This is a genomic window from Rickettsiales bacterium (genome assembly GCA_035765535.1).
GTDB lineage: Bacteria > Pseudomonadota > Alphaproteobacteria > Rickettsiales > JABCZZ01 > JABCZZ01.
Map to the genome: position 1 here is coordinate 292,966 of DASTXE010000004.1, position 23,877 is coordinate 316,842.

Genomic DNA, 23,877 nt, shown 5'->3' on the forward strand with positions numbered 1-23,877 from the left:
TGGCAGGCAAAATTACTTTTTAGGAAGACCGCAGCTGTGATCCAGCAGTTCCTCGCCATTGGCAAAATCCGCATGCAGCGGGGAGATATGATGGGAAAGCAGCACGAATCCGGAAGTTCCATCCGTCAGGGTAATGCCCGTTACTACCAGCGTTTCACGCCCCATATCGGGGTGCTCTGCTGCAAGCAAGGCAAACAGATTGGTTCCTTTCAGGCTGCCGGACTTAAGCAGCATCGCCTCATATTCATGCCCTTGCAGCCGGACGGGCAGCCTTGTCCATGCCGTGCCGATTTCGTCTTTCACCGCAGCAAGCAGCCCGGTTACTTCCGGTTTCATGCAATCGATATGAATATGCAGCTGGTCCTGCGTGCGACCCAGTGAGGAATTAACCGCCATCCCCACTCCATCGCGCGGGAGCGGATGGCCGAGTTTGCGAAATACATATTTGCGCGCATCCCATGCCGCCTGCCAGTAATTCGGCGCATGATCGCCGAGAATCGCCGGGTCTTCAATACCGGATACGCGTTCGGTCGGCATCAGCAGATACTGCGCTGGACCGACACGGTCCTTAAACAGCGCATAGCCATCCTGAAGATCGACATACGTGCAGGGGTGGGGATTGTCATGTTGCTCTTGCCCGGCTACACACCGGTCATGCACGATACGCCACAGAATCTGGCGGTCGCCCGCCTCTTTCTGACCCGCGCAGGAAAGCAGCAGCGCGCAAGCGGCTACAACCAGGTAGGCAACAGAAAACAGGGAACGATCAGTTGCTGGCATGGACATCATTTTTAAGCTGCCGCACCGTATTTTACAACTGAATCTTTACGAATTCACCATCCACATCGCTTTTTCGCAATGAATGCGGAAAAGCTCCCGGAATTCTTCAGAACCTCAGGCTGCCGTCTGCAATAACGGTTTCAGATACTTGCCTGTCACGCTGCTTTTGCTCGCGGCAACCTGCTCCGGCGTGCCGGTGGCAACCACCTGCCCGCCTTTATGGCCGCCTGCCGGACCGATATCGATAATCCAGTCCGCGGTTTTGATCACGTCAAGATTATGCTCAATGACAACGATTGTATTACCCGCATCCACGAGCTTGTGAATCACCACCAGCAGCTTGCGGATATCTTCGCTGTGCAGGCCGGTCGTCGGTTCGTCAAGAATGTAAAGCGTGCGGCCCGTGGAGCGTTTGGAAAGCTCCTTGGCAAGCTTGATGCGCTGCGCTTCACCGCCCGAAAGCGTGGTCGCGGACTGGCCGAGCGTAATATAGCCAAGCCCCACTTCCTGCAGCGCCACGCATTTTTCAAGCACGGAAGGATTGGATGCGAAGAACGGGACGGCTTCATCCACCGTCATATTGAGCACATCCGCAATGGACTTGCCGCGATACTTAATTTCCAGCGTTTCACGGTTATAGCGGTTGCCATGGCATTCGTCGCACTTCACATACACGTCCGGCAGGAAATGCATTTCGATTTTGATCATGCCGTCACCCTGGCAGGTTTCACAGCGCCCGCCCTTGACGTTGAATGAGAAGCGACCGGATTTATACCCGCGCGCAGCCGATTCCGGCAACGCCGTGAACCAGTCGCGGATCGGTGAGAATGCGCCCGTGTAAGTCGCCGGATTCGAACGCGGCGTGCGGCCGATGGGAGACTGGTCGATCTCGATGATCTTATCGATATATTCCATGCCCGTGATGCGATCATGTGGCCCGGCCTGCTCCTTGCTGCCATGCAGGGTGCGCATAACGGCCTTATAAAGCGTTTCGATTACGAGGCTCGACTTGCCGCCGCCGGAAACCCCCGTTACGCAGCACAGCACACCCAGCGGAATATCCACATTCACATTCTTGAGGTTATTGGCACGCGCACCGGTAATCGCAATTTTTTTGTTTTTCGATACAGGCCGCCGCTTGGCCGGAACGGCAATCTGCTTTGCGCCGCTGAGATATTGCCCGGTGATGCTGTCCTTGTTCTTCATCACTTCCTTGGCTGTTCCTTGCGCGATGATTCTGCCGCCATGCACGCCCGCGCCCGGCCCCATATCGATCAGGTAATCGGAATGGCGCATCGTGTCTTCATCATGTTCGACGACAATTACCGTATTGCCCAGCTCCTTCAGGTGCTGGAGCGTGCCGAGCAGGCGCTCATTGTCGCACTGATGCAATCCGATGGAGGGTTCGTCCAGTACATATAATACGCCGGAAAGGCCCGAGCCGATCTGAGAGGCAAGGCGGATACGCTGCGATTCGCCGCCCGAAAGCGTGCCGGATTCGCGCGCAAGCGTCAGGTAATCCAATCCCACATTGATGAGGAAGCCTAGCCTGTCGCAGATTTCCTTGAATATCTTCTCGGCGATCTGCTGATGCTTCTTGCTGAGTTTCTTTTCAATTCCCGCGAACCAGTGCGATGCCTGTTCGATCGTATAGCTGCAGACTTCGCCGATATGCAGCCCGCCTACCTTCACGCACAGCGCCTCTTCATTCAGGCGATGGCCGTTACAGGCGCTGCAATGCGTGATATTCTGGTATTTCGCCAGTTCTTCACGGATATATTCGCTTTCCGTCTCGCGCAGGCGACGCTGCAAATTCGGGATCACACCCTCGAACGGCTTGGTCGAAACGAACGAACGCGTGCCGTCATGATAGGGAATCTTCACATTCTCATCGCCGGAACCGTGCAGGATAATCTGGCGGATTCGCTCCGGCAGATCCTTAAACGAGGTGTTAATGCTGAACTTATAATGCTTCGCAAGCCCATCGAACGTCTGCATGAAATATTTGGATGTCGTGCCCGCCCACGGCGCCACGGCTTTTTCATACAGCGACAATGTCGGGTCAGGGACGACCAGTTCTTCGTCGAACACCATTTCCGTACCCAGCCCATCGCACACTTTACATGCGCCGAACGGACTGTTGAACGAGAACAGACGCGGCTCGATCTCACCGAGCGTAAAGCCGGAAACCGGACAGGCGAATTTGGAGGACAGCGTAATAATTTCGTGCTCTTCGCCCTTGCCCAGCACTTCCACGAGCAGCAGCCCGTCGCTCAGGCGAAGCGCGGTTTCAATACTGTCAGGCAGGCGGTTACCCAGATCGTCGGACACAACAAGGCGATCCACCACCACTTCAATATTATGCTTCTTGTTTTTGTCGATCTCGGGCAGTTCGGACAGCTCGTAGATCTCGCCGTCGATCTTAATGCGCTGGAACCCTTCTTTCTGCAAGCTTTGCAGTTCTTTGCGATGTTCGCCCTTATGCCCGCGCACGATCGGCGCAAGCAGGTAGATCTTCGTTCCCTTGGGAAGTTCCAGAATACGATCCGCCATCTGCGAGACGCTCTGGCTTTCAATGGGCAGGCCTGTGGCAGGCGAATACGGAATGCCGATACGCGCATAAAGCAGACGCATATAATCGTAAATCTCGGTAACAGTGCCGACGGTCGAGCGCGGATTGCGCGAAGTGGTTTTCTGGTCGATCGCAATCGCCGGAGAAAGCCCGGTGATGGATTCGACATCCGGCTTGTCCTGGATATTCAGAAACTGACGGGCATAGGAGGAGAGACTTTCCACATAACGCCGCTGTCCTTCCGCGTAAATCGTGTCGAACGCGAGCGAGGATTTACCCGAACCGGAAAGGCCGGTAATAACAACAAGCTGATTGCGTGGGATGTCCACATCGACGGATTTTAAATTATGCTCTTTCGCCCCGCGTACGCGGATAAAATCATCCGTATTCATCATTTCTCCGTTTTTTAGACCCGAAACTATAGCGGATTATTAAGGAACATGTAACTATATTTTACATGGAATTATGGGGTTTCTCGCGGCTAGGGTCCTGGGGCAGGGCACTTCTCAAGGAAGTTAGCGCACGAATATTACAACTTCTACGCGGCATTTAATAAAAAATTAATATATTTCTTATAGCATAACGATATTGCCTGCCTTAAAATGATTACAGCAGTAATTACCGGAAGTTACCCCCTATGCGCTGCCTTTATTCCCTTCTGCTACTGGGAGTTACAATCTGCGTGCTGATTCCTCCGTCCGTCCGGGCCGCAACCCATAATCGACTGGAAGGTGTCAGCCTTGCGGGATTGGAAATGCCCCAGGGGACATTCCCCCCAACCGCACAGGAAGCAGATTATTATGCCGCCGCCGGCATGAATATCCTACGCCTGCCCTTCATGTGGGAACGCCTGCAACCCACTTTATACGGTCCGCTGGATAAAACCTATCTCGGCCATATCCTTTCCTTTGTAAAAGCCGCAAATGCTGCCGGGGTAAATGTGCTGATCGACTGCCATAATTACGCCATGTATAATGGCTGGCAGCTTGGCTCGCCACGCCTTCCCGCAAAAGCACTGGCCGATATGTGGCAGAAACTCGCCACCGCCACCAAAGACATGAATGTTTCCTTCGACATCATGAACGAGCCCTACCACCAGAACGGGCAGCAATGGCGAGCCGTGCTGGACGTGGTCATCCCCGCCATCCGCGCGACCGGGGCTACCAACACTATTTTCGTTGAGGGAGTCTGGTGGGCGAATGCCGCCCTCTGGCCGGAGCGCACCGGTCCTTATTTCACAGGCATAAATGACAATAATTATATCTTTGAAGCGCACCAGTATTTCGACTCCGACGGGTCGGGAACCCATACGGACTGCACAAACGGCGCTGCTGCCATCGCCAAAATTCAGCCTTTCGTGACCTGGCTGCGGCAGAATAAAGCGCATGGGTTTCTCGGGGAATTCGGCCTGACGGCAGATCCAGGCTGCACGCAGACACTGGCGACAGTGTTGCAATACTTGCAGGACAATGGGGATGTGATAGATGGCTGGGCTTACTGGGCGGCAGGTCCCGCCTGGGGTAACTATATGTTCTCGATAGAGCCGCATTTTAATAAAACGCCTGCGCAGGAAGCCGTGCAGATGCAAACCCTAAAACGGTTCCTGCCCCATGGCTAAGCACACAGGAACATCCGGTTTCACACTGATCGAGCTCAGTATCGTGCTGGTGATCATCGGCCTGATTGTCGGTGGCGTACTGACAGGGCAGAATTTAATCCAGTCCGCCGCCATCCGCGCCCAGATCGCCCAGATCGAGAAATTCAATGTCGCAGTCAATGCCTTCGACAATAAATACGGCGCCATCCCCGGCGATATGGGCCTGACCAATGCCAGCAATTTTGGCTTCACCACGACAGGCTGCACGGGCGGGGAAGGCAGCCGGGACGGCAGCGGCGTTATTGAAGGGTATTTTGGCGGCGTACGCATTCTTGAATACGGAGAAGCAACACTTTTCTGGTCGGATCTGAGCCAGGCAGGGCTGATAGAAGGTGCATTCCCCACCGGAAACAGCTACTCATCCGGCTGCGGCATCACTGCCTCCAACTGGACATTGACATCGGGCGCTACTTATATCGGCAATTACCTTCCTGCAGCGAAGATCGGCAACGGCAACTTCATTTATGTCTATGACAGCGACACGTATGAAGGCGGCATCGACAGCAATAACTGGTATGGGCTTTCCGCTGTAAACTCCGTGCATACGGATGGAAGCATGGTCTCTACTCCCGCTCTCTCGGTGCTGACTGCTTACCGGCTCGACCAGAAAATGGATGACGGCAAGCCGGTCACCGGCAGCGTGCAGGCGCTATTCATTACAAGTTACTGGATCAACCAGCCCAATGCTCAAGCCAGCGACAGCGCCACTTCCTGTTATAATACGACATCAGGCACTTATTCGGTGGGAATCAACGGGGGCAACGGCGTAAATTGCGCCATATCGTTCAGGCTGCAGTAGGCTCGCTAATCTTTATGACTATCAGTATGGACTGGAGGAGCAAAGCGACGACTAGCCGCACTGAGCGGCGCAGCCCGCGTGGCGCCAAGGCGCGAAAGCGCCTGAACGCAAAGCAAAAACTCTAGCCGTCTTCGAGATGGAGGAGCAGCCCGCCGCCAAACATCATCGCGATCATGGCTGGAGCCCAGGCCGCAAGCGTGACCGGTATCTCGCCGGATTGCCCGAAAGCAAACACAAGCTGCGTCAGCAGATGCACGAGGAACCCGGTGACGATCCCCGCCACCACCAGCAGCATGATGCCACCGCGGCGCGGCAGGCGGAGCGAAAACACCGCGGCAATCAGGATCATCGCACATAGCAGCATCGGGCTTGCCAGCAGCGAATGCCAGTACATGCGGTGACGCATGGCGGAAAACCCGGCACGCTCCAGCGTATGGATGAACGAAGGCAGCTGCCAGAAAGAGAGCGTGTAAGGCAGAGCGAAACTATCCTGAATCTGCCCGGGCGTGAGGTCCGTATCCAGCAGCAGATCGTCCTTATGTTCGGGGAACTGGCCGGGCCGGTTGATCGTTACATCGTGCAGGTGCCACTTGCCGTCTTCCAGGCTCGCATACGCCGCATCGGTTCGGCTGATAAATTTGCTGTTCGCGCCGAATCCGAACACGATCACATCCGACAGCTGAATGCCTTCCTGCTCCACTTTCATCGCATGGAAAATATTCTCTTTGATTTCCCCGCCGCCATGCTCCACCTGACGGATCCATAAGCCCGTGGAAGAAACCGCAAGCATGCTGGTCTGTCCCGTCACGTACTTTGCCTCCAGCTGTTCGAAGCGCGAGAGCATCGCTGCCGAGATCGGGTTGAAGATCGTCACAAAAATCCCGCCGAGCGCCAGCACGAGCACCAGCGCGGGCATCAGGAACTGCCAGACCGAAACACCGGCCGCGCGCACGACCACAAGCTCGTTGCTGCGCGTGAGCCTTGTCAGCGCCACCATGCCGCCGATCAGCACCGCAAACGGCAGAATGCGCGAGCCGGTATCCGGCACTTTCAGCAGCAGCATCTCCAGCACGATGGGAAAGCCGACTTTCACATCCGACGTACGGCGGATCAGTTCCACCAGATCGCCCAGCGCCACGATCACAAGCATGATGCCCAGCACCATCGCAATGGAGGCCAGGAACTGTCTGCCGATGTAAAACGATAATGTAAACGGAAGCCGCATGCTTCTTCCTGAAAGGTTAACAACACTTCCATATAATAACAGCGGCGCAAAACCGCCAGTTATTTCTTCTTGTTTTGCCCCTGCAAAAGCCTGCTGGCTTTTGCAATGAGCCTGACGCCTTCGGCGACTGAAGGGGTGCGGCCTGCTGACCGCGCTTCTTGTTCCCCTGATAGGTTAGTCTCCCTTAAACATCGCAATCGCCGCTTCCCTTGCCTGCCCATGCTCGACCATCGGCGGGTAATAGGAGCATAGCAGCCCGGCTTTCCACGGCGCATGGATATAGCGTTTGTCTGCATCCTTCAGCTCCGGCACGTAGCGGCGGATATAAGTTCCTTCCGCGTCGAACTTCTCACCTTGCATGACGGGGTTGAACACGCGGAAATAAGGCTGTGCGTCCGTGCCCGTCGAAGCCGCCCATTGCCAGCCGCCGACATTGGAAGCCATGTCATAATCCATGAGATACTGCGCAAAATGCTGCTCGCCCTCACGCCAGTCTGTACGCAAATGCTTGGTCAGGAAACTCGCCGTCACCATGCGCAGGCGGTTATGCATCCAGCCTTCCTCAAGAAGTTGCCGCATTCCGGCATCCACGAACGGATAACCGGTCTTGCCTTCTTTCCATTTCGCAAGCCAGTCCGCATTACGTACCCAGTCCAGCTTGCCCCGGTATTTCGGATTCCAGTTTTCCGTCACCGATTCCGGGAAATGGTACAGGATCATTGCATAGAATTCGCGCCAGATAAGCTCATTCAGCCATGTCTCCGCTCTTATTTCCAATGCCATCTGCACGCATTCGCGGATGGAAACCAGCCCGAAACGCAAATAAGGTGAAAGACGGCTGGTGCTATCCTGCGCCGGGAAATCACGCGTATCCGCGTAACCTGTCGCCTTCTTCGCCGCAAAGCCGGTGAGCCAGCCGCTGACATCCCGCGGCTGCCACAACGGATCGGGCTTATAGACATAGCCTATCTGCTCCAACACGGCCTGTGCACCGCCGGAAAGGTTAACCTGTTTCATATCCGCGGGCAGTACCGGCTTGCTCATCCAGCGCTCAGTATAAACATAAGTATGCGGGTGACAGCAATCCGGAGTAAACCGTTTGCGCCATGCATTTGCGTAAGGTGTATAAACCTTATAAGCCTCCCCGCCCTCCCGCAAAATTTCGCGCGGGTTGAAAATCACCTGATCCTTGACGAACCGCACCCGCGCCTTTCCCTCCAGCGCTGCCGCCACTTCCTTATCGCGTATCATGGTTTGCGGCTCATAATCCTCCGCCGCATAGACCCCTGTCACCTGAAGCGCTTCAGCCAGCCTCGGAATCAACTCCTTCGCGCTGCCATGGAGCACGAGTAGCTGCCCGCCCGTCATGCGCAGCTTACGATCCAAAAGGCACAGGGTTTCTGCTATAAATCCCACGCGCCGGTCATAAGGGCCTGGAAATGCGGCCAATATATCGGTATCGAAGATGAACACAGGCTGCACTTTACCCTCCGCCGCAAGCGCGTGGGCCAGTGCGGTATGGTCGCTAAGACGCAGGTCGCGCCTCAGCCAGACGAGGTTACAGGCGGGAGAATCCGGCATAAGAACTTGTCAAATCATTGGAAATGAAATAATCATGTAGCATATTTAACAGCCTGAACGCAATCAACTATGGAAACCGTCAATCTCTCCGGCCCGGAACAAAAACCTGCTTCCGGCCAGCCTCCCAAACATCTGGTCATTCTCCTGCACGGCTACGGTGCGGATGGTAACGACCTGATCGGCCTTGCCCCCATGCTGGCTCAAAGCCTGCCGGATACGCATTTCATTTCCCCCAATGCGCCCTTCCCCTGCGAGATGGCGCCGTATGGCCGCCAGTGGTTTTCACTGCGGGACTGGTCACCCAAATCGATGCTGCGCGGCGCACAGGAAGCAGCCCCGGCGCTCAATATGTTCATCAGCCAGCAGCTCCAGCGTTTCAGCCTGACGGACGACAAACTCGCCCTGATCGGCTTCTCGCAAGGCACGATGATGGCGCTTTACACGGCGCTACGCCGTCCCACACCCTGCGCGGGCATCGTGGGTTTTTCCGGCTCGCTGATCGGCGAGGAAGGTATGGTAAGCAAACCGCCTGTCTGCCTCATCCATGGCGATATGGACAATGTTGTCCCGTTTGGCGCGATGGCGCTGGCCGAAGCCGTGCTCAAGCATGACGGTATATCGGTGGAAACCCATAAACGCCCCAGCCTCGGTCACGGAATCGATCCGGAGGGGCTGGACATCGCCGTCAAATTCCTGAAAGCGAACCTGAAATGAGCCACGCCTCTTACCCCTCCACGCGCCTGCGCCGCAACCGTAAATATCCCTGGCTGCGCGAGATGCTGGCTGAAACGCGCCTCGCCCCGCAGGATTTTATCTGGCCTGTCTTCGTGCAGGAAGGCAGCAACGAGCGCGCGCCGATTGCCAAAATGCCTGGCGTCTTCCGCCTGTCGATCGATCTGCTCGTCGCGCAAGCAAGACACGCGCAATCACTGGGCATTCCCGCCATCGCCATTTTCCCGGTCACGCCGCAGGACCGCAAAACCCCGGAAGCCGAAGAAGCTTTCAATCGGGATAACCTCGTCTGTCGCGCCGTAAAGGCCGTGAAGGATGCCGTGCCGGATATCGGCATTATCTGCGATGTGGCGCTCGATCCGTTTACCTCGCACGGCCATGACGGCGTCGTCCGAAATGGCGATGTCGCCAATGATGAAACCATTGCGGTGCTGTGCAAACAGGCCGTCGTGCAGGCCAGGTCAGGCTGCGATATTATTGCGCCGTCGGATATGATGGACGGGCGCGTGGGCCAGATCCGCGCCGCGCTCGATGCGGAAGGGTTCGATCATGTCGCCATCATGGCCTATGCCGCCAAATACGCCTCCGCTTTCTACGGCCCCTTCCGTGACGCGGTAGGCTCAGCAGTCAATCTCGGCAAATCCGGCAAGCGCACCTACCAGATGGACCCGGCCAACCGCACCGAAGCTTTGCGCGAAGTGGCGCTCGATATCAGCGAAGGCACGGACATCGTCATGGTCAAACCCGCTCTGGCCTATCTGGATATTATCCGCGAAGTGAAAGACGCTTTCCCCGTGCCCATCACCGCCTATCAGGTGAGCGGCGAATATGCGATGCTGAAACTGGCGGGCGAAGCCGGAGTGCTGGATTTCAACGCCGTGATGACCGAAAGCCTGCTCGCCTGCAAACGTGCCGGCGCGAATGCGATTCTCACTTACTCTGCACTGGAAATCGCCGAGCAGTTATAATTTAGCCTTCTATGACAATTCCCGTCTTCGGCGTGAACGGCATATTCAGCCCATGCTTTACGAACCCAACAGCCATACAGGCTTCTTCCGCTTTGCGGCAGGTATTCACACTATCTTCCAGCACAAGAATCTGTTCCGGCTTCGCGCCATACATGGCTGGAAGGTGATTGAGCAGGAAATCAAGCTTGCGCTCCGCTATCGGCAGGCTCTGATTGGGGAAATTATCGCTGGTATGAAGTGCGCTGAATAAATCACGCGTTCCCCAGAAGGCAAGAATCGCTTCTATCACCGGCTGCATATTGTTGGAAACGATGACGGGCTTCATCTTCCCCCGCTCCGCAAACTCCCGGCAGATACCGTGGACCACTGCATTGGGTTTGAGTCCCGTCGAAAACACCGACTCCAGAAAAATGGTTTCGCGCTCCTGCACCAGTTCTGTGACGGGCGGCGTAAGCTTATATTCTTCGCGCAGCACTGTCAGGTTATGCACCGCCGTATTGCCGATCAGTCGCGGGGCAATATCCGCAATCGCAACCTCCACGCCAGCATGCTTCTTAATGATAGTGAGATAGGCTTCCATCTGAAGCCCCTCGGTAAACCCCTGCACCCCGTCAAAATCTGAAACGCAAAGCGCATATTGCTCGTAAATCTTTTCCAGCATCAATTCCGAATCTCTCTTGATTGCTTGCGTGGTCAGGAAGACCATACCCTTCAGTCGCCGAAGGCGTTAGGCTCATTGCGAAGGCCAGAAGGCCGAAGCAGGAGCAATTTACATGAATTGTTCTTTAATAATCCGCTCTTCCAGATTGTGCTCGCCGTCGAACAGCAGGGTAATACGTGTCCGCTGATCTTCATGAATGGCAACGGAAACCACGTCGCGCACTTCCGTGAAGTCCGCCACGGCGTTGATGGGGCGTTTGATGGGGTCGAGCGTCTCGAACATGACAGAGGAATTATGGTGTAAGAGCGCTCCCCTCCAGCGCCTTGGCCTTGAAGGCGAAAGCGGCGTAATGGCGATGACGTTGGAGCCCAGCGGAATAATCGGCCCGCCTGCCGAACTGTTATAGGCCGTGCTGCCTGCGGGCGTCGCAACCAGAATACCGTCCGCCACCATCTCGGCAATACGCACAACATGATCAACGCTGATGCGGATCTTGGCGGCCTGCCTGCTCTGGCGGAAGATGGACACTTCGTTGATCGCAAGCATCTCGTAAGTTTTACCCTGGATATTGCGCGCATACATGCTGAGCGGATGCAGCACATGCCTGCGCGCTTCCTGGATGCGTTCCATCAGCCGGTCCGGGCAGTAGCTGTTCATCAAAAACCCGACCGTACCGCAATTCATGCCGTAAAACGGAATTCCGCGCGCCATGTATTGGTGCATGGTCTGCAGCATGAAGCCGTCCCCGCCGAGCACGACGATAATATCGGCCCCTTCAGCACCTCCGCCTTTGCGCTTGCGGGCAACCTCAACCACTTCGTAACGGCGGGTGATTTCTTCCAGCGCATTCTGGGCAAGCTTGGTATTGTCGGCAATGCAGGCTATGCGAGGCGCGTCACTCATAATAAGGTTACTTTTCTTCCTGAGCGGCGATGGTGAAGCGGCAATACTGGAAGCCCTCGTTCCATCCACTGTTATAAAGTTTGTTTTCCGCCATTTCCGGCCGCTTCTTATAACCGTATATTGCGCGGTAGAGATATCCGGTATCACCGGCGGAAAGCCCCGTGTCGCAACCATCCTGCCAGCCGAGCCGGTATTCCGGCGGACCGTCCGGCTGGGAGTACATCAGCACCAGCGGCTTGCACCCCGAAATCAGCAATACGACCAAGACTAATACCTTGCGCAAATACATCTCCATTGGACAATCGTACTATTTATATACTAACATATAATAAAATAACTTGAAAAGTTGTTTTTGATAGATAGGTTTTATGAGAGTCTCATATAGATGAACATGCAATCGCCTTCCTCGCGGAATGCGGTAGTCATACAGGTCGGTGCCTATGCCTTATTATAAATATTCCGCCATCAATGATGCGGGACGCACGATTAAGGGCGTGGTTACGGCGGAAAACGACGTCGACCTTGAAGATCGCCTGAAGCAGCTCGGCCTGGATCTCATCAATTACAAAGAGTTACGCGAAAAGAAGGGCAGCAGCTCCGGCAAGGTAAAAATCCAGGATCTGATTGTCTGCTGCCTGCATCTGGAGCAGTTGGGTCGCGCGGGCGTCTCCCTGCTGGAAGCGATTGCCGACGTGCGCGACACGACCGACTCCCCCGTTCTTAAAAATATCATGGCGGGCGTATACGAATATATCAAAAACGGTGAAATCCTCTCTAAAGCGCTCGCCCATTACCCGCATGTGTTCAACGAAGTGTTCGTAGGTCTCATTGCTGCTGGGGAAAAAACCGGTAACTTTTCCGAAGCGTTCCTGCATATCGCCGATCATTTGAAATGGACGTCTGACCTGCGCCGTAAGGTGAAGAAAGCCGTGCGCTACCCGCTGGCGCTGCTGCTCGTCATGAGCGGCGTGATTTCAGTGCTGATGGTGTTCGTGGTGCCTAAGCTTGTGGATTTCATGGTCGCGCAAGGATTCGACCTGCCGCTGCACACGCGCGCACTCATCGCTTTCTCTCATGCCTTCGTGAATTACTGGTACCTGATCTTCGGCCTGCCGATACTGGCGGTCGGCGGGTTCTTCCTGCTTTACAACACATCCGAACCGTTTGCCTATAACGTGGACGGGTTTGTGCTCAAAATCCCTGTGCTCGGCTCTGTAAGCCGCAAGATAAATCTTGCTCGCTTTACCCATTTCTTTTCGGTATTGTTCAATAGCGGGATCGGGATATTGGAATCGCTGCAGGCGGCGAAAAACGTTGTGGCAAACCGGGTGTTGCAGGAATCGGTGGACATGATGACGCGCAGCGTTTCCGAGGGCATGTCGCTGACGGCGGCCATGCGTGTGTCCAACCAGTTCCCGAGCCTTGTGGTGCGTATGTTTAAGATCGGTGAGGATAGCGGCAACATGACCGAATCGCTTGAGAACGTAAACTTTTTCTATGAGCGCGAAATCAACGACGCCGTAGAAAACGTGGTCGGGCTGATTCAGCCTGCGCTTACCATCGTCATGGGCCTATTGATATTCTGGGTAATCGCTGCGGTGTTCGGACCTCTGTACCAATCCTTCAGCAAGATGAACGTATAACGGGCGGGCATGAAGGCAAAGAACGCAAAAAACAAATATTCCGGCCAGAGCACGTTCACCATGATGATCGGCGATGAAGGCGCGGTACTCGTACAGCTGCAGCACGGAGCCGTAGTCAGGAGGCTGTTTGCTGCTTCGCCCGACCCGGCTCAGGTGCGCGCGATTGATGAGGCGCTGAACAATTCGCCCAATTCCCCTATTACGGTGCTGTTCGACATCATGGACCAGTCCTATGTCCGCCAGACCCTGCCGCCGGTATCGTCCTTCAGCGTTGGCAAGATCATTTCCCGCCGTCTCGCGAAGGACTTTTCCCCGGACGACATTAAGGGATTTGTTATTCTCGACCGGGATAAGGCAGGGCGGCGCGACTGGAATTACATGATGGTGTCGCTTGCCAATACGGCGATACTCCAGAAATGGATGAATTTCATCACGGAGCGTTCCAATCCCTTCCGGGGCATGGGGCTGCTGCCGATGGAAGCCCAGAATTTCATGCGCGCGCTTGAGAAACATTTCCAGCGCAGCAAAAGCAAAGACAGCAAGCCGATGGAATGGCAGATCCTGGTCAGCCACCACAAGGTGGGCGGGTTCCGCCAGGTCGTCATGCGTAACGGCAAGCTTGTGTTCACCCGCATGGCACTGCCGTTCGGCGAATCTCTGCCGGACGTGATTGCAGGCAATATCGAGCAGGAAATGATCAACACGCTCGAATACCTCAAGCGCTTAGGGCTGCAGGACACCGCTTTGATCTCCATCACCATCATCTGCTCCGAAGAGATCAAGCAGGCACTCGATCCCAAGAATATCAAAGCCGGGGAACACCATTTCCTGACGCCTTATGAAGTGGCGAATATGCTTTCGCTGAAAGATGCCGCGGGCGACGGCGATCATTTCGGCGATATTGTCCTCTCTGCCTTTATCGCCAAACAGCGCAAATTGATCCTGCCGCTCTTTACGGATTATACCCGTAAATTGCGCAATCTTTCCATGTTCGCACTTTATACCAAGCTGGGCGGTGCGCTATGCGCGCTGGCCGTACTGGGGTGGATAGGCTCAAGCGCCTGGAGCATTTTTGAAACGAAACAGGCGATCAGCGACCTGGAAATCAAACACCACACGCTGACCGAAAGCCTGAACAAGATCAAAGTCACCGCGGAAACACTGCCGAAGAACGTGAACCTCTACAGCGATATCATGACCATTTCGCAGATGTTCAATAAGCCGCAATACGACATCATACCGTTTATTGAACAGCTCTCCACAGGGATAAGCAACACCGCGATGGCATCTTCTCTCCATTGGGTGCTGCAGGGAGTTGACGGGATAACGAAAACCACCGATAGCCGTACCATCACTTCCGAAGTGGAGTTGAAGCTCATTACTACGCCAGAGACCAACGCCCAGATGCGCGACGCTATGAAGAACCTGCAGGATGTTGTGAAGAAGGCAATGCCGACATTCAATATATCCTACGAAGACACATCCAGCGTACTTTCAGATACGAAAGAACTGAAAACCGTCATCGGCGATGCGGGCGCTGCCAAGGAAGATACGACACAATTGCAGAATGCCGTGCTGAAGATGAAGATCGACGGACCGATTGACGAGAAGAAGCAACCCGGAAGGGGGCCCAGATAATGGCAGCGATGATGGGAACCTCTAAAGAAAGCCGGTTGAAAAAGCTCCTGATACGCAACGCAGCAGTAGCGGCAGTCGTCCTGATGGTGCTGGGCACGGGCGGTATATTATTGTCTAATTACAGCGACGATACGCTCGCCGACCAGAGCACGCGCACCGCACAGAACAACATGATTTCCTCGCAATACCGTGAGATTGAGACAACGCTTGGCAGGCAAAGCGAAGTCGCCGGATACTATGATACTTACGCCAAAAACCATAACAGCAATTTCACGATCAACCGCGAAACCATGACCGGAATGCTGGCAAGCTTGCGCAAGACCCACCATCTTACGAGCCTTGACGTGACCATTTCCTCGATTGCGGATGTGCCCCAAACATCAATAGCGCTCAAAAGCGGACATGCGGTTAAAAGCACGGTGCATATCGTACTGGGCGCACTGACCGATAATGCTGTTTATAATTTCATTTATGATCTGCAGCACACGCTTCCCGGCGTCGTTATAATTTCAGATCTCAAAATTACCAGAACCGGGGCACTCACCCGGGAAACGGCGTTGAGCGCCATAAACCAGCACACGATCATCCCACTGGTGACGGGAGATTTGTCCTTCACCTGGGTCGGGATCGTCCAGGAGGAAAACGCAGCCTCACATGCCAACGAACATGACAGGCCACCCTATGCAAGGTAAGTTCCGTTTATATATAATGGCATTGCTTGCGGCCTGCGCATTTCTCCCGCTGCCTTCTGCGGCGCAGCGCAACATGCCTCCGCATCAGCCCGACAGCAAATCTCAGGAAATGCTCGATCTCCCGATTGTACCGGGCGGCACGGTCGCCATCACGCCCCCTCCCCCCAAATCTCCTTTACCGGCTGGGGACATGCATAATCCGACCGCCAAACCTTTACCGTCCGAAATACCGCAAATTGCCCCCGCCGCTGCAGACAAAAACGCCGTGTCTGTCGTCGTTGCGCTTCCTGTTGCCGCTCCCGCGCCGCACACGAAAGCAACGCTGATGTTTAATACCGAGGAAATGGCAATCGTGGACCAGATTATCAAGGCCTATGACAGCTATATCCCGGGGAAAGTGGAAAAGAACCTGCTGCCGAAAGAGAACCTGCCCAGCATCCTGACCGGCCTGCAGCCGCCGCCCGTGCAGGTACAGGGGCCGAGCAACGTGTACCTTCAGGGAATCGTCTATTATTCGCCCAGCAAATGGCTGGTCCGGCTGAATGACGGCGTGATTTCCAGCTCGACCAACATTCCGGCCAATGAGTTCTTTGTAAGTAAAATATCGCGCAGGGAAATCGAACTGGTCTGGAAACCCGCACAGCCCGATGAACTGATCAACAACTGGAACAGCGCGACAGATGGCGGAAAGAATCCTGTGCCGGGCGTCCGGGTGGCAAACAGTGTGGTAACATTGCGGCTGCATCCGAACCAGACATTCCTGGTGAAATCCATTGCCATTCACGAAGGAATTATCAAATCCAGTAATCCGGCCGGCTCCGCCCAGGCTCCTGTGACAACACCGGCTGCGACACCAGCAGCAGAACCCGCCGCAACACCAGCCATTCCGCAATCTCCCCCTGTGCGTGACGTGATTCCTGAATCTCCGTCCAATATCATACGCCCGCCAGGCTGAGCGCTCCCTAACCTTAACCGACCAACAGAGTTTGATATGCAATCCCCTCTCGATATCCGCAATCTCACAAAACGCTATGGCAGCAATCTTGTGCTCGATAATGTATCGCTCTCTTTAAGCGAAGGGGAACTGTTCGGCCTGATCGGCCTGAACGGCGTGGGCAAGACCACGCTTATTAAAAACATTCTCGACCTGACGCGTCCGGATTCGGGCGAAGCCAGCATCTTCGGTGTTCCCTGCGCAAACGCACAGGCGCGCCGCAGCATCTCTTACCTGCCGGAAAAATTCCAGCCGTCGCGTTACCTGCGCGGCCGCGAATACTTGGAACTCTCACTGTCTTACTTCGGAAAACCATTCGATATGGAACAGGCGCGCAAGGAAGCCATGAACGTGGACCTGAACCCGGATGCGCTGAACAATAAGGTAGGTTCCTACTCCAAGGGCATGGGCCAGAAACTCGGGCTGATCGGCGCGTTTCTGATCGACGCCCCCCTGCTGATTCTGGACGAACCGATGAGCGGCCTGGACCCGCGCGCACGCATCATGCTGAAGGAACGCCTGCTCGCAAGCAAAAAAGCGGGAAAAACCATCTTCTTCAGCTCGCATATTCTTTCCGATATCGATGAAATCTGCGACCGCATCGGCGTGATCAGCAACAGCAAGCTCATCTTCGTAGGCACACCACAGCAATTCAAGCAGGCCAATAAAGGCGAAACGCTGGAAAAATCCTTCCTGAGTGCCATTGCCGCCTGAGAACAACCGAAATTATAGATTTACTTCTGCGCCACCTGCGTAGTGGGGATAGTGGCTAACTGCCCGTCCAGCTGGTGAATCTGCTGCTTGAATTTAGCCAGCTCATGTCCCTGCAGCATCTGGCCGGTGCGGAATTTCACTCCGGCAGGGTTGACCTGGGCATTGTTCACGAGAATTTCGTAATGCAGGTGCGGCCCGGTGGAGCGGCCGGTGCTGCCGACATAAGCGATCACCTGCCCCTGTTTCACATGCTTGCCCGGACGGATGCCGGCGGCAATACGGCTCGCATGGCCGTAAGCCGTGCAGTAACGGTTGCTGTGCCGGATCTTCACGTAATTACCGTAACCGCCCTTATGCCCTGCCTCCGCAATTACCCCATCGCCAGCAGCATAAATGGGCGTTCCCATCGGCGCGCCGAAATCGATGCCCTTATGCATGCGTGAATAGCCCAGCAGCGGATGCATGCGCATACCGAAACCGGAAGTAATATGGGCGCCGTTGATCGGCGTGCGCAGCAGCGCTTTGCGAACCGATTCGCCGTTGCGGTTATAATACCCCGAAACCCCGTCTTCCGCCGTATGGTGATAAAGCGTCATCGTCTTATCGCCCAGCACGAGCGAAGCATAAAGCACATTGCCGTAACCCGTGGTCACATTCTGGTCCGTATGCATTCTTTCATACACCACGTCAATCTTGTCGCCCGGCTGGATGTCGCGCTGGAAGTCCACGTCATAGCTGAGCGCGCTGATAATTTCGTAAATCATCTGCGGCGGCACGCCGGAATCGATCGCCGTCTGGTAAAGGCTGCTGGTGATTACACCGCCACCACGCGCGAGGCTCTTGGTGACGTTCGCCTTAATTTCTTTGACCGTATAGGAATTGTCCGCCTGCGAACGCGCAAGCTTAATGGTTTTCACCGGCGAAACCGGAATCGAGAGACCGCTCACGGTAGGTTTACGCGCATCTTCTATGCTTTTATCCAGACGCAGCTCCAGCGATTGCCCTACCGTCAGCATTTTCGGATTATAAATTCCTTTGAGGCTTTCAACGATGCTGGAAGCTTCATCATAACCGATGCCCTTTGCAAGCAGCACCGACATCATTGTATCGCCGGGGCGCACGGCCACGGTCAGAATACCCGGAAATACCGGCCCGACCTTTACGGCCGTCTTAACCGGAAGCGCCTGCTTGGGCGGAACCGCCGCAGGCGGCGGCGCAACGGGAACAGTGGAAGGCTTGGAAAAACCGAGTCCCGCATATTTGAGCATGTTGCCGCGGCGTTTGCTGTATTCATCATGCGCATGCACGGCGGAAAAAACGGAGCAGGAAGCAATAGCGCCGAAAAGCACTCCCAATACGAACCATGCAATGCGCACCCGTTTGAGCTTACGTGGCGCAACCGGCCGCATAACCACGGAAAGGGATTCGTTTGAAGCTGTGTCTTTTTTCAAATAAACCACGTCTTTACCAGTTACCTAAAATCTCTCCATAAGGACAGGAATGCCCTTCTGACTACAACAAATGGTGTTCTGGCAGAGACCACCCGCTACATCTATGCGGGTCTTTTTCATAAAGATATCCACATTTACAGCGTTGCTGCAACCAAAAAATGCAACCAGATTCCCGATAATATACTAAAAACATTAGCAAATAGTTAATTTCGTGCTTTTTTGGATAAAGGCCTATACAACTCAGTTGTTGCATGTGGATATCCGTTATTTTTTGCTCTCTGTCTCCTGCACTCGCCATTTGTTACTCGGCTGACTTCCTATACGCGCCGCTTTCTCCTGTCGAATATTTTATTTGGCATAAATACGCTATTCGTCATTGACAGCAGGAACATGAATCTGCCCTGCGCAAAAAACATCAATCTTGCATAATCCGTCAATTATGCGATGTTTGCGCTATGCCTAAAAAACTATACCTGATAGACGGCTCCGGTTTTATCTTCCGCGCCTACCATTCCTTGCCGCCGCTCACACGCGCTGACGGCACTCCCACCGGCGCGGTATACGGTTTCGTCAACATGATCATGAAGCTTGTGGAAGGCGCGCAGGCCGACTATATGGCCGTCATTTTCGATGCGGGCAGACAGACCTTCCGCAACCGCATCTATCCGCAATATAAGGCCAACCGCCCGCCTGCACCGGAAGATCTCATTCCGCAGTTTCCGCTCGTGCGCGAAGCAACCGAAGCCATGAACATCCCTGCCATCGAACTGGCGGATTATGAAGCGGATGATATCATCGCGACCTATACGCGCCAGGCGCGCGAGAAGGGCCTCGAAGTCGTCATTGTCTCGTCGGATAAAGACCTGATGCAGCTGATCTGCGAAGGCGTAAGCATGATGGACGCGATGAAAAACCGCGCCATCGGCGCTGCCGAGGTTCTGGAAAAATTCGGCGTACCGCCGCAGAAGGTGCATGACGTGCTGACACTGATCGGCGATACGTCCGACAACGTGCCGGGCGTACCGGGCATCGGGCCGAAAACCGCAGCAGAACTGATCCTGCAATACGGCGACTTTGAAGGCGTGCTGGCGAACGCAGCGCAGATCAAACAGCCCAAGCGGCGTGAAGCTTTGCTGCAGAATGCCGATCAGGCTCGCATCTCCCATTCGCTTATCGCCCTGAAGAACGACGTGGTGCTGCCGCACACAATTGACGATCTCATTCTGCGTGAACCCGATGCCGCCAAGCTGCTGGCCTTCGCCCAGACGATGGGCTTCAAATCCCTCGTCGGCAGGCTGGAAGCGAAGCATGGCCTGAAAGCACCCGTGGTCAAAGAAGAAGCTATACCGGCAGGAGCCGTGTATGAAATGGTGACCGACCTTGCCACGCTCGATCGCTGGATTGCTGCCGCAAAGGCTAAAGGCTACGTGGCATTCGACACGGAAACCACCTCACTGGATGCCATGCGTGCGGAGCTCGTGGGCTTTTCGCTCTGCATGGAACCTGGCAAAGCATGTTACGTTCCGCTGAACCATGTTACCGCAGAAGTGGCAGCTGCTCCTCAGGGCAACCTGTTCGGCGGCGAAGCCGCACATGCCGCTGCACAGGCAAAAACTTTTACAAGACTTGCCAATCAGATTGATCCCGTTCTGGCGCTGCAAAGATTGATTCCGCTGCTTTCCGATCCTTCCATCCTCAAGATCGGCCATAATATCAAGTACGATATGCTCGTGCTGAAAAAATACGGCGCGGAAGTAACACCGCAGGACGATACGATGCTGCTTTCCAGCCTGCTCTTTTCCGGAATCCATAACCATAATATGGATGACCTGGCCGAAAAACATCTGGGAATCAAGACCATCACCTATGACGAAGTGACCGGCACCGGTAAAGGGCGCATCAGCTTCGCGGAAGTGACGCTGGAAAAAGCGCTTGCTTATGCCGCTGAGGATGCCGACGTTACCTTGCGCCTCTGGCAGAAACTGAAGCCGCAGGTCATAAGCCAGAAATTGCTGACGCTCTATGAAACCGTGGAACGCCCTCTTGTGTCCGTCATCGTGGCCATGGAAGAACGCGGCGTGAAAGTGGATCGCGCTCAGCTTGGAGCCCTCTCGCAGGATTTCTCACAGCGTATCGAGGTGCTCGGCAAGAAAATCTGTGAAGTGGCCGGATGCGAATTCAATATAGGCTCCCCGAAGCAGCTCGGAGAAATACTGTTCGACAAAATGCAGCTTGGAGGCGGGAAGAAAGGCAAGACCGGCAGCTACGCCACAGGAGCGGACGTGCTGGAGGATCTTGCGGAAGCCGGGCATGAAATTGCACAGCTTATTCTCGACTGGCGGCAATTATCCAAGCTCAAGAACACCTATACAGAAACGCTCGGCGAAGAAATCAACCCCGCCACAGGCCGCGTGCACACCTCTTATGCAATGGCCGCAACAACGACGGGCAGGCTTTCCTCCAATAGCCCGAACCTGCAGAACATTCCCATACGCACTGAAGAAGGCCGCAAAATCCGCACCGCCTTTGTGGCAGAGCAAGGCAATCGTCTGATCTCGGCGGATTACTCGCAGATCGAGCTGCGCCTGCTCGCCCATATCGCTGATATCCCGACACTGAAACAGGCATTCAGAGATGGCAGCGACATCCACGCGATCACCGCCAGCCAGATGTTCGGCGTCCCGCTGGCTGAAGTCACCGGCGACTTGCGCCGCAAAGCCAAAACCATCAATTTCGGCATCATCTACGGCATCAGCGCGCACGGGCTGGCCACACGGCTTGGCATTGGCCGCACGGAAGCCGCTAATTACATCGACAGTTATTTCAAGCAATATCCCGGCATCAAGGATTACATGGAATCCGCCAAACAGCAGGCGCGCGACCATGGCTATGTCACAACATTGTTTGGTCGCAAATGCCATTTCCCGGGCATTAACGACAAAAATCCCTCCATGCGCAGCTTCTCGGAACGCGCCGCCATCAATGCTCCCCTGCAGGGTACAGCAGCGGACATCATCAAGCGCGCCATGATTGCTGTGGAGCAGAACCTGCAAGGCACATCATCCAAGATGCTGCTACAGGTGCATGACGAACTGGTGGTTGAAACTCCGGAAGCTGACGCCGAGAAAACTTCTCAGATCGTGCGGCATGCCATGGAAAATGCCGCGCATTTAAGCATCCCACTGACGGTTTCAACCCATTTCGGTCACAACTGGAACGAGGCACACTAATGGATACTTCCCCCACCCTTTGGCTTGGTTTCTTCGCAATCATCGTGCTGCTGCTCGCATTCGATCTCGGGCTGCTGCACAAGAAAGACAGTGAAATCAATGTAAAGCAAAGCCTGAAGCTGAGCCTGGGCTACTTTATCATCTCCCTGTGTTTCGGCCTGTTCGTCACGCTGCATATCGGCCAGGATGATGGCTCCGACTTCTTCACTGGTTACTTCATCGAAAAAAGCCTGTCGCTGGATAATATCTTTATTATCGCTATGGTTTTCGAACATTTTGCCATTCCGCAGCGCTTTCAGCATCGCGTATTGTTCTGGGGTATCCTGGGCGCAGTGATCATGCGCGGCCTGTTGATTCTGGGCGGTGTGGAGTTAGTGCATCTGTTCCACCCCATCCTCTATTTATTTGGCGCGTTCCTGCTGTTTTCCGGCTTAAGAATGCTGTTCATGAAGGAAAGTGAGCAGAAGACCGTGGAGGAAAGCAAGCTGCTGATCCTGATTAAGCGCTTTATTCCTGTAAGCGATGAGCTCCACGGCAACAAATTTCTGATAAAACAGAACCGCAAATGGATCGCTACGCCGCTGCTGATGACGCTGGTATTTATCGAGCTGGCGGATGTTATTTTTGCTGTCGACAGCGTTCCTGCCGTACTTGCCGTCACGACCGATACCTTCATCGTCTATACGAGCAATATCTTCGCCGTGCTGGGCCTGCGCGCACTCTATTTCGCGCTCGCCGCTGTGCTGCATCGCTTTGAGTATCTGAAATACTCCCTGGCACTCGTGCTGATGTTCATCGGCAGCAAGATCTTCCTGCACCCGATCTATCCGATCTCCTCACCCGTTTCGCTGAGCGTCACGCTCGCGTTGCTCGTGGGCGGCGTGGTACTATCGCTACACAAGACGAAGCATAAATAAGCTTTAGATTATTAGTGGCCCTTGCCGTTTCCGCCGCCGCGGTTGACGAAGGCCATCGTGGCAAGATAGGCCACGAAGCTTGGGGTGGTGACATAGGTAGCGGTTCTGGACACATCCTTGGCGTGGTCGCGTTTCATTCCGCACTTCTCAAGAATATTGGCTACGCCGTCTTTAACATTTTCCGCGATAGGCGAAAGCAAAGTCATGAATGCGCCGATCGTGAGCGCATGGGCGCCTACGTCAATGGCAACGTTCGCATAAGGATTGACCTTCGTGCCCAGCACTTTGTTCAGCACCATTTGGGAGCCTAGTGCCGTGCTGCCTTCTGCCGCAAACCCTATGCTCGTCTTGGTAAGAATATCTGCAATCTTGTAGGAACGCTCGCGCTTGGATAATTCCTTATAAGGCTTCTGGGGTAGATCCGGATCATTTTTCTGCAGATGCGAAAAGTCATGCTGCTGATGGACATCGTAGGCCTTGAATACATGGCCGCCTATTTTCTCAAACAATTGCAGATGCGGCTCAATAATGCACTCTGCGACGAACTTGCGGAATCCTTTTTCCTCCGAAGGCAGCAATTTATCGGCGAGCGTCACCGCTCCCAGCGAAACGAGGGGTCCAGCAGCCAGTTCCGAAATCGAAACGTTGAGGGATTCTTTTCCCTTGAACTCTGGTCTTATGTCCATAATCTCCTTTTCGCGCCAGATTCTGGTTTACGCA

20 protein-coding genes are annotated in these 23,877 nt (G+C 54.6%); 11 read left to right on the forward strand and 9 right to left on the reverse strand.

Annotated features, from left to right (window positions below; genetic code table 11):
- Positions 1 to 12 precede the first annotated feature (12 nt).
- Together VFT64_07295 and uvrA are read right to left on the reverse strand one after the other, a co-directional pair.
- Complete coding sequence (locus VFT64_07295) at positions 13 to 780, reverse strand: CDP-diacylglycerol diphosphatase (protein ID HEU5047630.1); 768 nt, start codon at positions 778 to 780, stop codon at positions 13 to 15.
- 114 nt (positions 781 to 894) lie between these two features.
- A complete protein-coding gene (gene uvrA, locus VFT64_07300; protein ID HEU5047631.1) occupies positions 895 to 3,744 on the reverse strand; it encodes an excinuclease ABC subunit UvrA in 2,850 nt (949 codons plus the stop codon).
- Positions 3,745 to 3,989: 245 nt separating this feature from the next.
- On the opposite strand from uvrA, the gene VFT64_07305 reads away from it, so the two are divergent.
- A complete protein-coding gene (locus VFT64_07305; GenBank protein ID HEU5047632.1) occupies positions 3,990 to 4,970 on the forward strand; it encodes a glycoside hydrolase family 5 protein in 981 nt (326 codons plus the stop codon).
- Positions 4,963 to 5,808 (forward strand): type II secretion system protein, encoded by an 846-nt coding sequence (locus tag VFT64_07310; GenBank protein HEU5047633.1) that lies wholly within the window; start codon positions 4,963 to 4,965, stop codon positions 5,806 to 5,808. The genes VFT64_07305 and VFT64_07310 overlap by 8 nt, the downstream gene beginning before the upstream one ends.
- Positions 5,809 to 5,929: 121 nt before the next feature.
- On the opposite strand, the gene lptG is transcribed toward VFT64_07310, so the two are convergent.
- Positions 5,930 to 7,033, reverse strand: coding sequence for an LPS export ABC transporter permease LptG (lptG, locus tag VFT64_07315; protein HEU5047634.1), 1,104 nt, complete (start codon positions 7,031 to 7,033; stop codon positions 5,930 to 5,932).
- 174 nt (positions 7,034 to 7,207) lie between these two features.
- Complete coding sequence (locus VFT64_07320) at positions 7,208 to 8,614, reverse strand: deoxyribodipyrimidine photo-lyase (GenBank protein HEU5047635.1); 1,407 nt, start codon at positions 8,612 to 8,614, stop codon at positions 7,208 to 7,210.
- 69 nt (positions 8,615 to 8,683) lie between these two features.
- Here VFT64_07320 and VFT64_07325 point away from each other — a divergent pair, with 69 nt between their 5' ends.
- A complete protein-coding gene (locus VFT64_07325; GenBank protein HEU5047636.1) occupies positions 8,684 to 9,328 on the forward strand; it encodes an alpha/beta fold hydrolase in 645 nt (214 codons plus the stop codon).
- A complete protein-coding gene (gene hemB / locus VFT64_07330; protein HEU5047637.1) occupies positions 9,325 to 10,314 on the forward strand; it encodes a porphobilinogen synthase in 990 nt (329 codons plus the stop codon). The genes VFT64_07325 and hemB overlap by 4 nt, the downstream gene beginning before the upstream one ends.
- Before the next feature lies 1 nt (position 10,315).
- Here the strand turns inward: hemB and VFT64_07335 are convergent, their stop codons facing one another.
- The 3 genes from VFT64_07335 to VFT64_07345 form a co-directional block, all read right to left on the reverse strand.
- The gene (locus tag VFT64_07335) at positions 10,316 to 11,020 is read right to left on the reverse strand and encodes a hypothetical protein (protein HEU5047638.1); all 705 of its coding nucleotides are present in this window, start codon (positions 11,018 to 11,020) and stop codon (positions 10,316 to 10,318) included.
- Positions 11,021 to 11,083: 63 nt separating this feature from the next.
- The gene (locus tag VFT64_07340; GenBank protein HEU5047639.1) at positions 11,084 to 11,878 is read right to left on the reverse strand and encodes an NAD kinase; all 795 of its coding nucleotides are present in this window, start codon (positions 11,876 to 11,878) and stop codon (positions 11,084 to 11,086) included.
- Positions 11,879 to 11,885: 7 nt separating this feature from the next.
- The gene (locus VFT64_07345) at positions 11,886 to 12,161 is read right to left on the reverse strand and encodes a hypothetical protein (GenBank protein HEU5047640.1); all 276 of its coding nucleotides are present in this window, start codon (positions 12,159 to 12,161) and stop codon (positions 11,886 to 11,888) included.
- 157 nt (positions 12,162 to 12,318) lie between these two features.
- Between VFT64_07345 and VFT64_07350 the strand changes: the two genes are divergently transcribed.
- The 5 genes from VFT64_07350 to VFT64_07370 are packed head-to-tail and all read left to right on the forward strand — an operon-like array spanning position 12,319 to position 17,559.
- A complete protein-coding gene (locus VFT64_07350; protein HEU5047641.1) occupies positions 12,319 to 13,521 on the forward strand; it encodes a type II secretion system F family protein in 1,203 nt (400 codons plus the stop codon).
- 9 nt (positions 13,522 to 13,530) lie between these two features.
- Entirely contained in the window at positions 13,531 to 15,159 is a 1,629-nt protein-coding gene (locus tag VFT64_07355; protein HEU5047642.1) for a hypothetical protein, read from the forward strand.
- Complete coding sequence (locus VFT64_07360) at positions 15,159 to 15,851, forward strand: hypothetical protein (protein HEU5047643.1); 693 nt, start codon at positions 15,159 to 15,161, stop codon at positions 15,849 to 15,851. The genes VFT64_07355 and VFT64_07360 overlap by 1 nt, the downstream gene beginning before the upstream one ends.
- On the forward strand, positions 15,814 to 16,806 hold the full coding sequence (locus VFT64_07365) for a hypothetical protein (GenBank protein HEU5047644.1): 993 nt from the start codon (positions 15,814 to 15,816) through the stop codon (positions 16,804 to 16,806). The genes VFT64_07360 and VFT64_07365 overlap by 38 nt, the downstream gene beginning before the upstream one ends.
- Before the next feature lie 36 nt (positions 16,807 to 16,842).
- Positions 16,843 to 17,559, forward strand: a complete 717-nt coding sequence (locus tag VFT64_07370) for an ABC transporter ATP-binding protein (GenBank protein ID HEU5047645.1) — start codon at positions 16,843 to 16,845, stop codon at positions 17,557 to 17,559.
- Between the two features lie 20 nt (positions 17,560 to 17,579).
- Here the strand turns inward: VFT64_07370 and VFT64_07375 are convergent, their stop codons facing one another.
- Positions 17,580 to 19,010, reverse strand: a complete 1,431-nt coding sequence (locus VFT64_07375) for a peptidoglycan DD-metalloendopeptidase family protein (protein ID HEU5047646.1) — start codon at positions 19,008 to 19,010, stop codon at positions 17,580 to 17,582.
- A 455-nt stretch (positions 19,011 to 19,465) separates the two neighbouring features.
- Between VFT64_07375 and polA the strand changes: the two genes are divergently transcribed.
- A complete protein-coding gene (gene polA / locus VFT64_07380) occupies positions 19,466 to 22,240 on the forward strand; it encodes a DNA polymerase I (protein HEU5047647.1) in 2,775 nt (924 codons plus the stop codon).
- The gene (locus VFT64_07385; protein HEU5047648.1) at positions 22,240 to 23,157 is read left to right on the forward strand and encodes a TerC family protein; all 918 of its coding nucleotides are present in this window, start codon (positions 22,240 to 22,242) and stop codon (positions 23,155 to 23,157) included. The genes polA and VFT64_07385 overlap by 1 nt, the downstream gene beginning before the upstream one ends.
- An 11-nt stretch (positions 23,158 to 23,168) precedes the next feature.
- Here VFT64_07385 and VFT64_07390 read toward each other — a convergent pair whose 3' ends face one another.
- Positions 23,169 to 23,843, reverse strand: a complete 675-nt coding sequence (locus VFT64_07390) for a hypothetical protein (GenBank protein ID HEU5047649.1) — start codon at positions 23,841 to 23,843, stop codon at positions 23,169 to 23,171.
- Between the last annotated feature and the right edge of the window lie 34 nt (positions 23,844 to 23,877).

Bases quoted from the DNA above. Each gene is read 5' to 3' on its own strand.
- VFT64_07360 (HEU5047643.1), top strand. From the start codon at position 15,159: ATGGCAGCGATGATGGGAACCTCTAAAGAAAGCCGGTTGAAAAAGCTC.
- VFT64_07355 (HEU5047642.1), top strand. From the start codon at position 13,531: ATGAAGGCAAAGAACGCAAAAAACAAATATTCCGGCCAGAGCACGTTC.
- VFT64_07340 (HEU5047639.1), bottom strand. From the start codon at position 11,878: ATGAGTGACGCGCCTCGCATAGCCTGCATTGCCGACAATACCAAGCTT.
- VFT64_07390 (HEU5047649.1), bottom strand. From the start codon at position 23,843: ATGGACATAAGACCAGAGTTCAAGGGAAAAGAATCCCTCAACGTTTCG.
- VFT64_07365 (HEU5047644.1), top strand. From the start codon at position 15,814: ATGCCAACGAACATGACAGGCCACCCTATGCAAGGTAAGTTCCGTTTA.
- lptG (HEU5047634.1), bottom strand. From the start codon at position 7,033: ATGCGGCTTCCGTTTACATTATCGTTTTACATCGGCAGACAGTTCCTG.
- uvrA (HEU5047631.1), bottom strand. From the start codon at position 3,744: ATGAATACGGATGATTTTATCCGCGTACGCGGGGCGAAAGAGCATAAT.
- VFT64_07385 (HEU5047648.1), top strand. From the start codon at position 22,240: ATGGATACTTCCCCCACCCTTTGGCTTGGTTTCTTCGCAATCATCGTG.
- VFT64_07295 (HEU5047630.1), bottom strand. From the start codon at position 780: ATGCCAGCAACTGATCGTTCCCTGTTTTCTGTTGCCTACCTGGTTGTA.
- VFT64_07370 (HEU5047645.1), top strand. From the start codon at position 16,843: ATGCAATCCCCTCTCGATATCCGCAATCTCACAAAACGCTATGGCAGC.
- VFT64_07320 (HEU5047635.1), bottom strand. From the start codon at position 8,614: ATGCCGGATTCTCCCGCCTGTAACCTCGTCTGGCTGAGGCGCGACCTG.
- VFT64_07305 (HEU5047632.1), top strand. From the start codon at position 3,990: ATGCGCTGCCTTTATTCCCTTCTGCTACTGGGAGTTACAATCTGCGTG.
- VFT64_07325 (HEU5047636.1), top strand. From the start codon at position 8,684: ATGGAAACCGTCAATCTCTCCGGCCCGGAACAAAAACCTGCTTCCGGC.
- VFT64_07335 (HEU5047638.1), bottom strand. From the start codon at position 11,020: ATGGTCTTCCTGACCACGCAAGCAATCAAGAGAGATTCGGAATTGATG.
- hemB (HEU5047637.1), top strand. From the start codon at position 9,325: ATGAGCCACGCCTCTTACCCCTCCACGCGCCTGCGCCGCAACCGTAAA.
- polA (HEU5047647.1), top strand. From the start codon at position 19,466: ATGCCTAAAAAACTATACCTGATAGACGGCTCCGGTTTTATCTTCCGC.
- VFT64_07310 (HEU5047633.1), top strand. From the start codon at position 4,963: ATGGCTAAGCACACAGGAACATCCGGTTTCACACTGATCGAGCTCAGT.
- VFT64_07350 (HEU5047641.1), top strand. From the start codon at position 12,319: ATGCCTTATTATAAATATTCCGCCATCAATGATGCGGGACGCACGATT.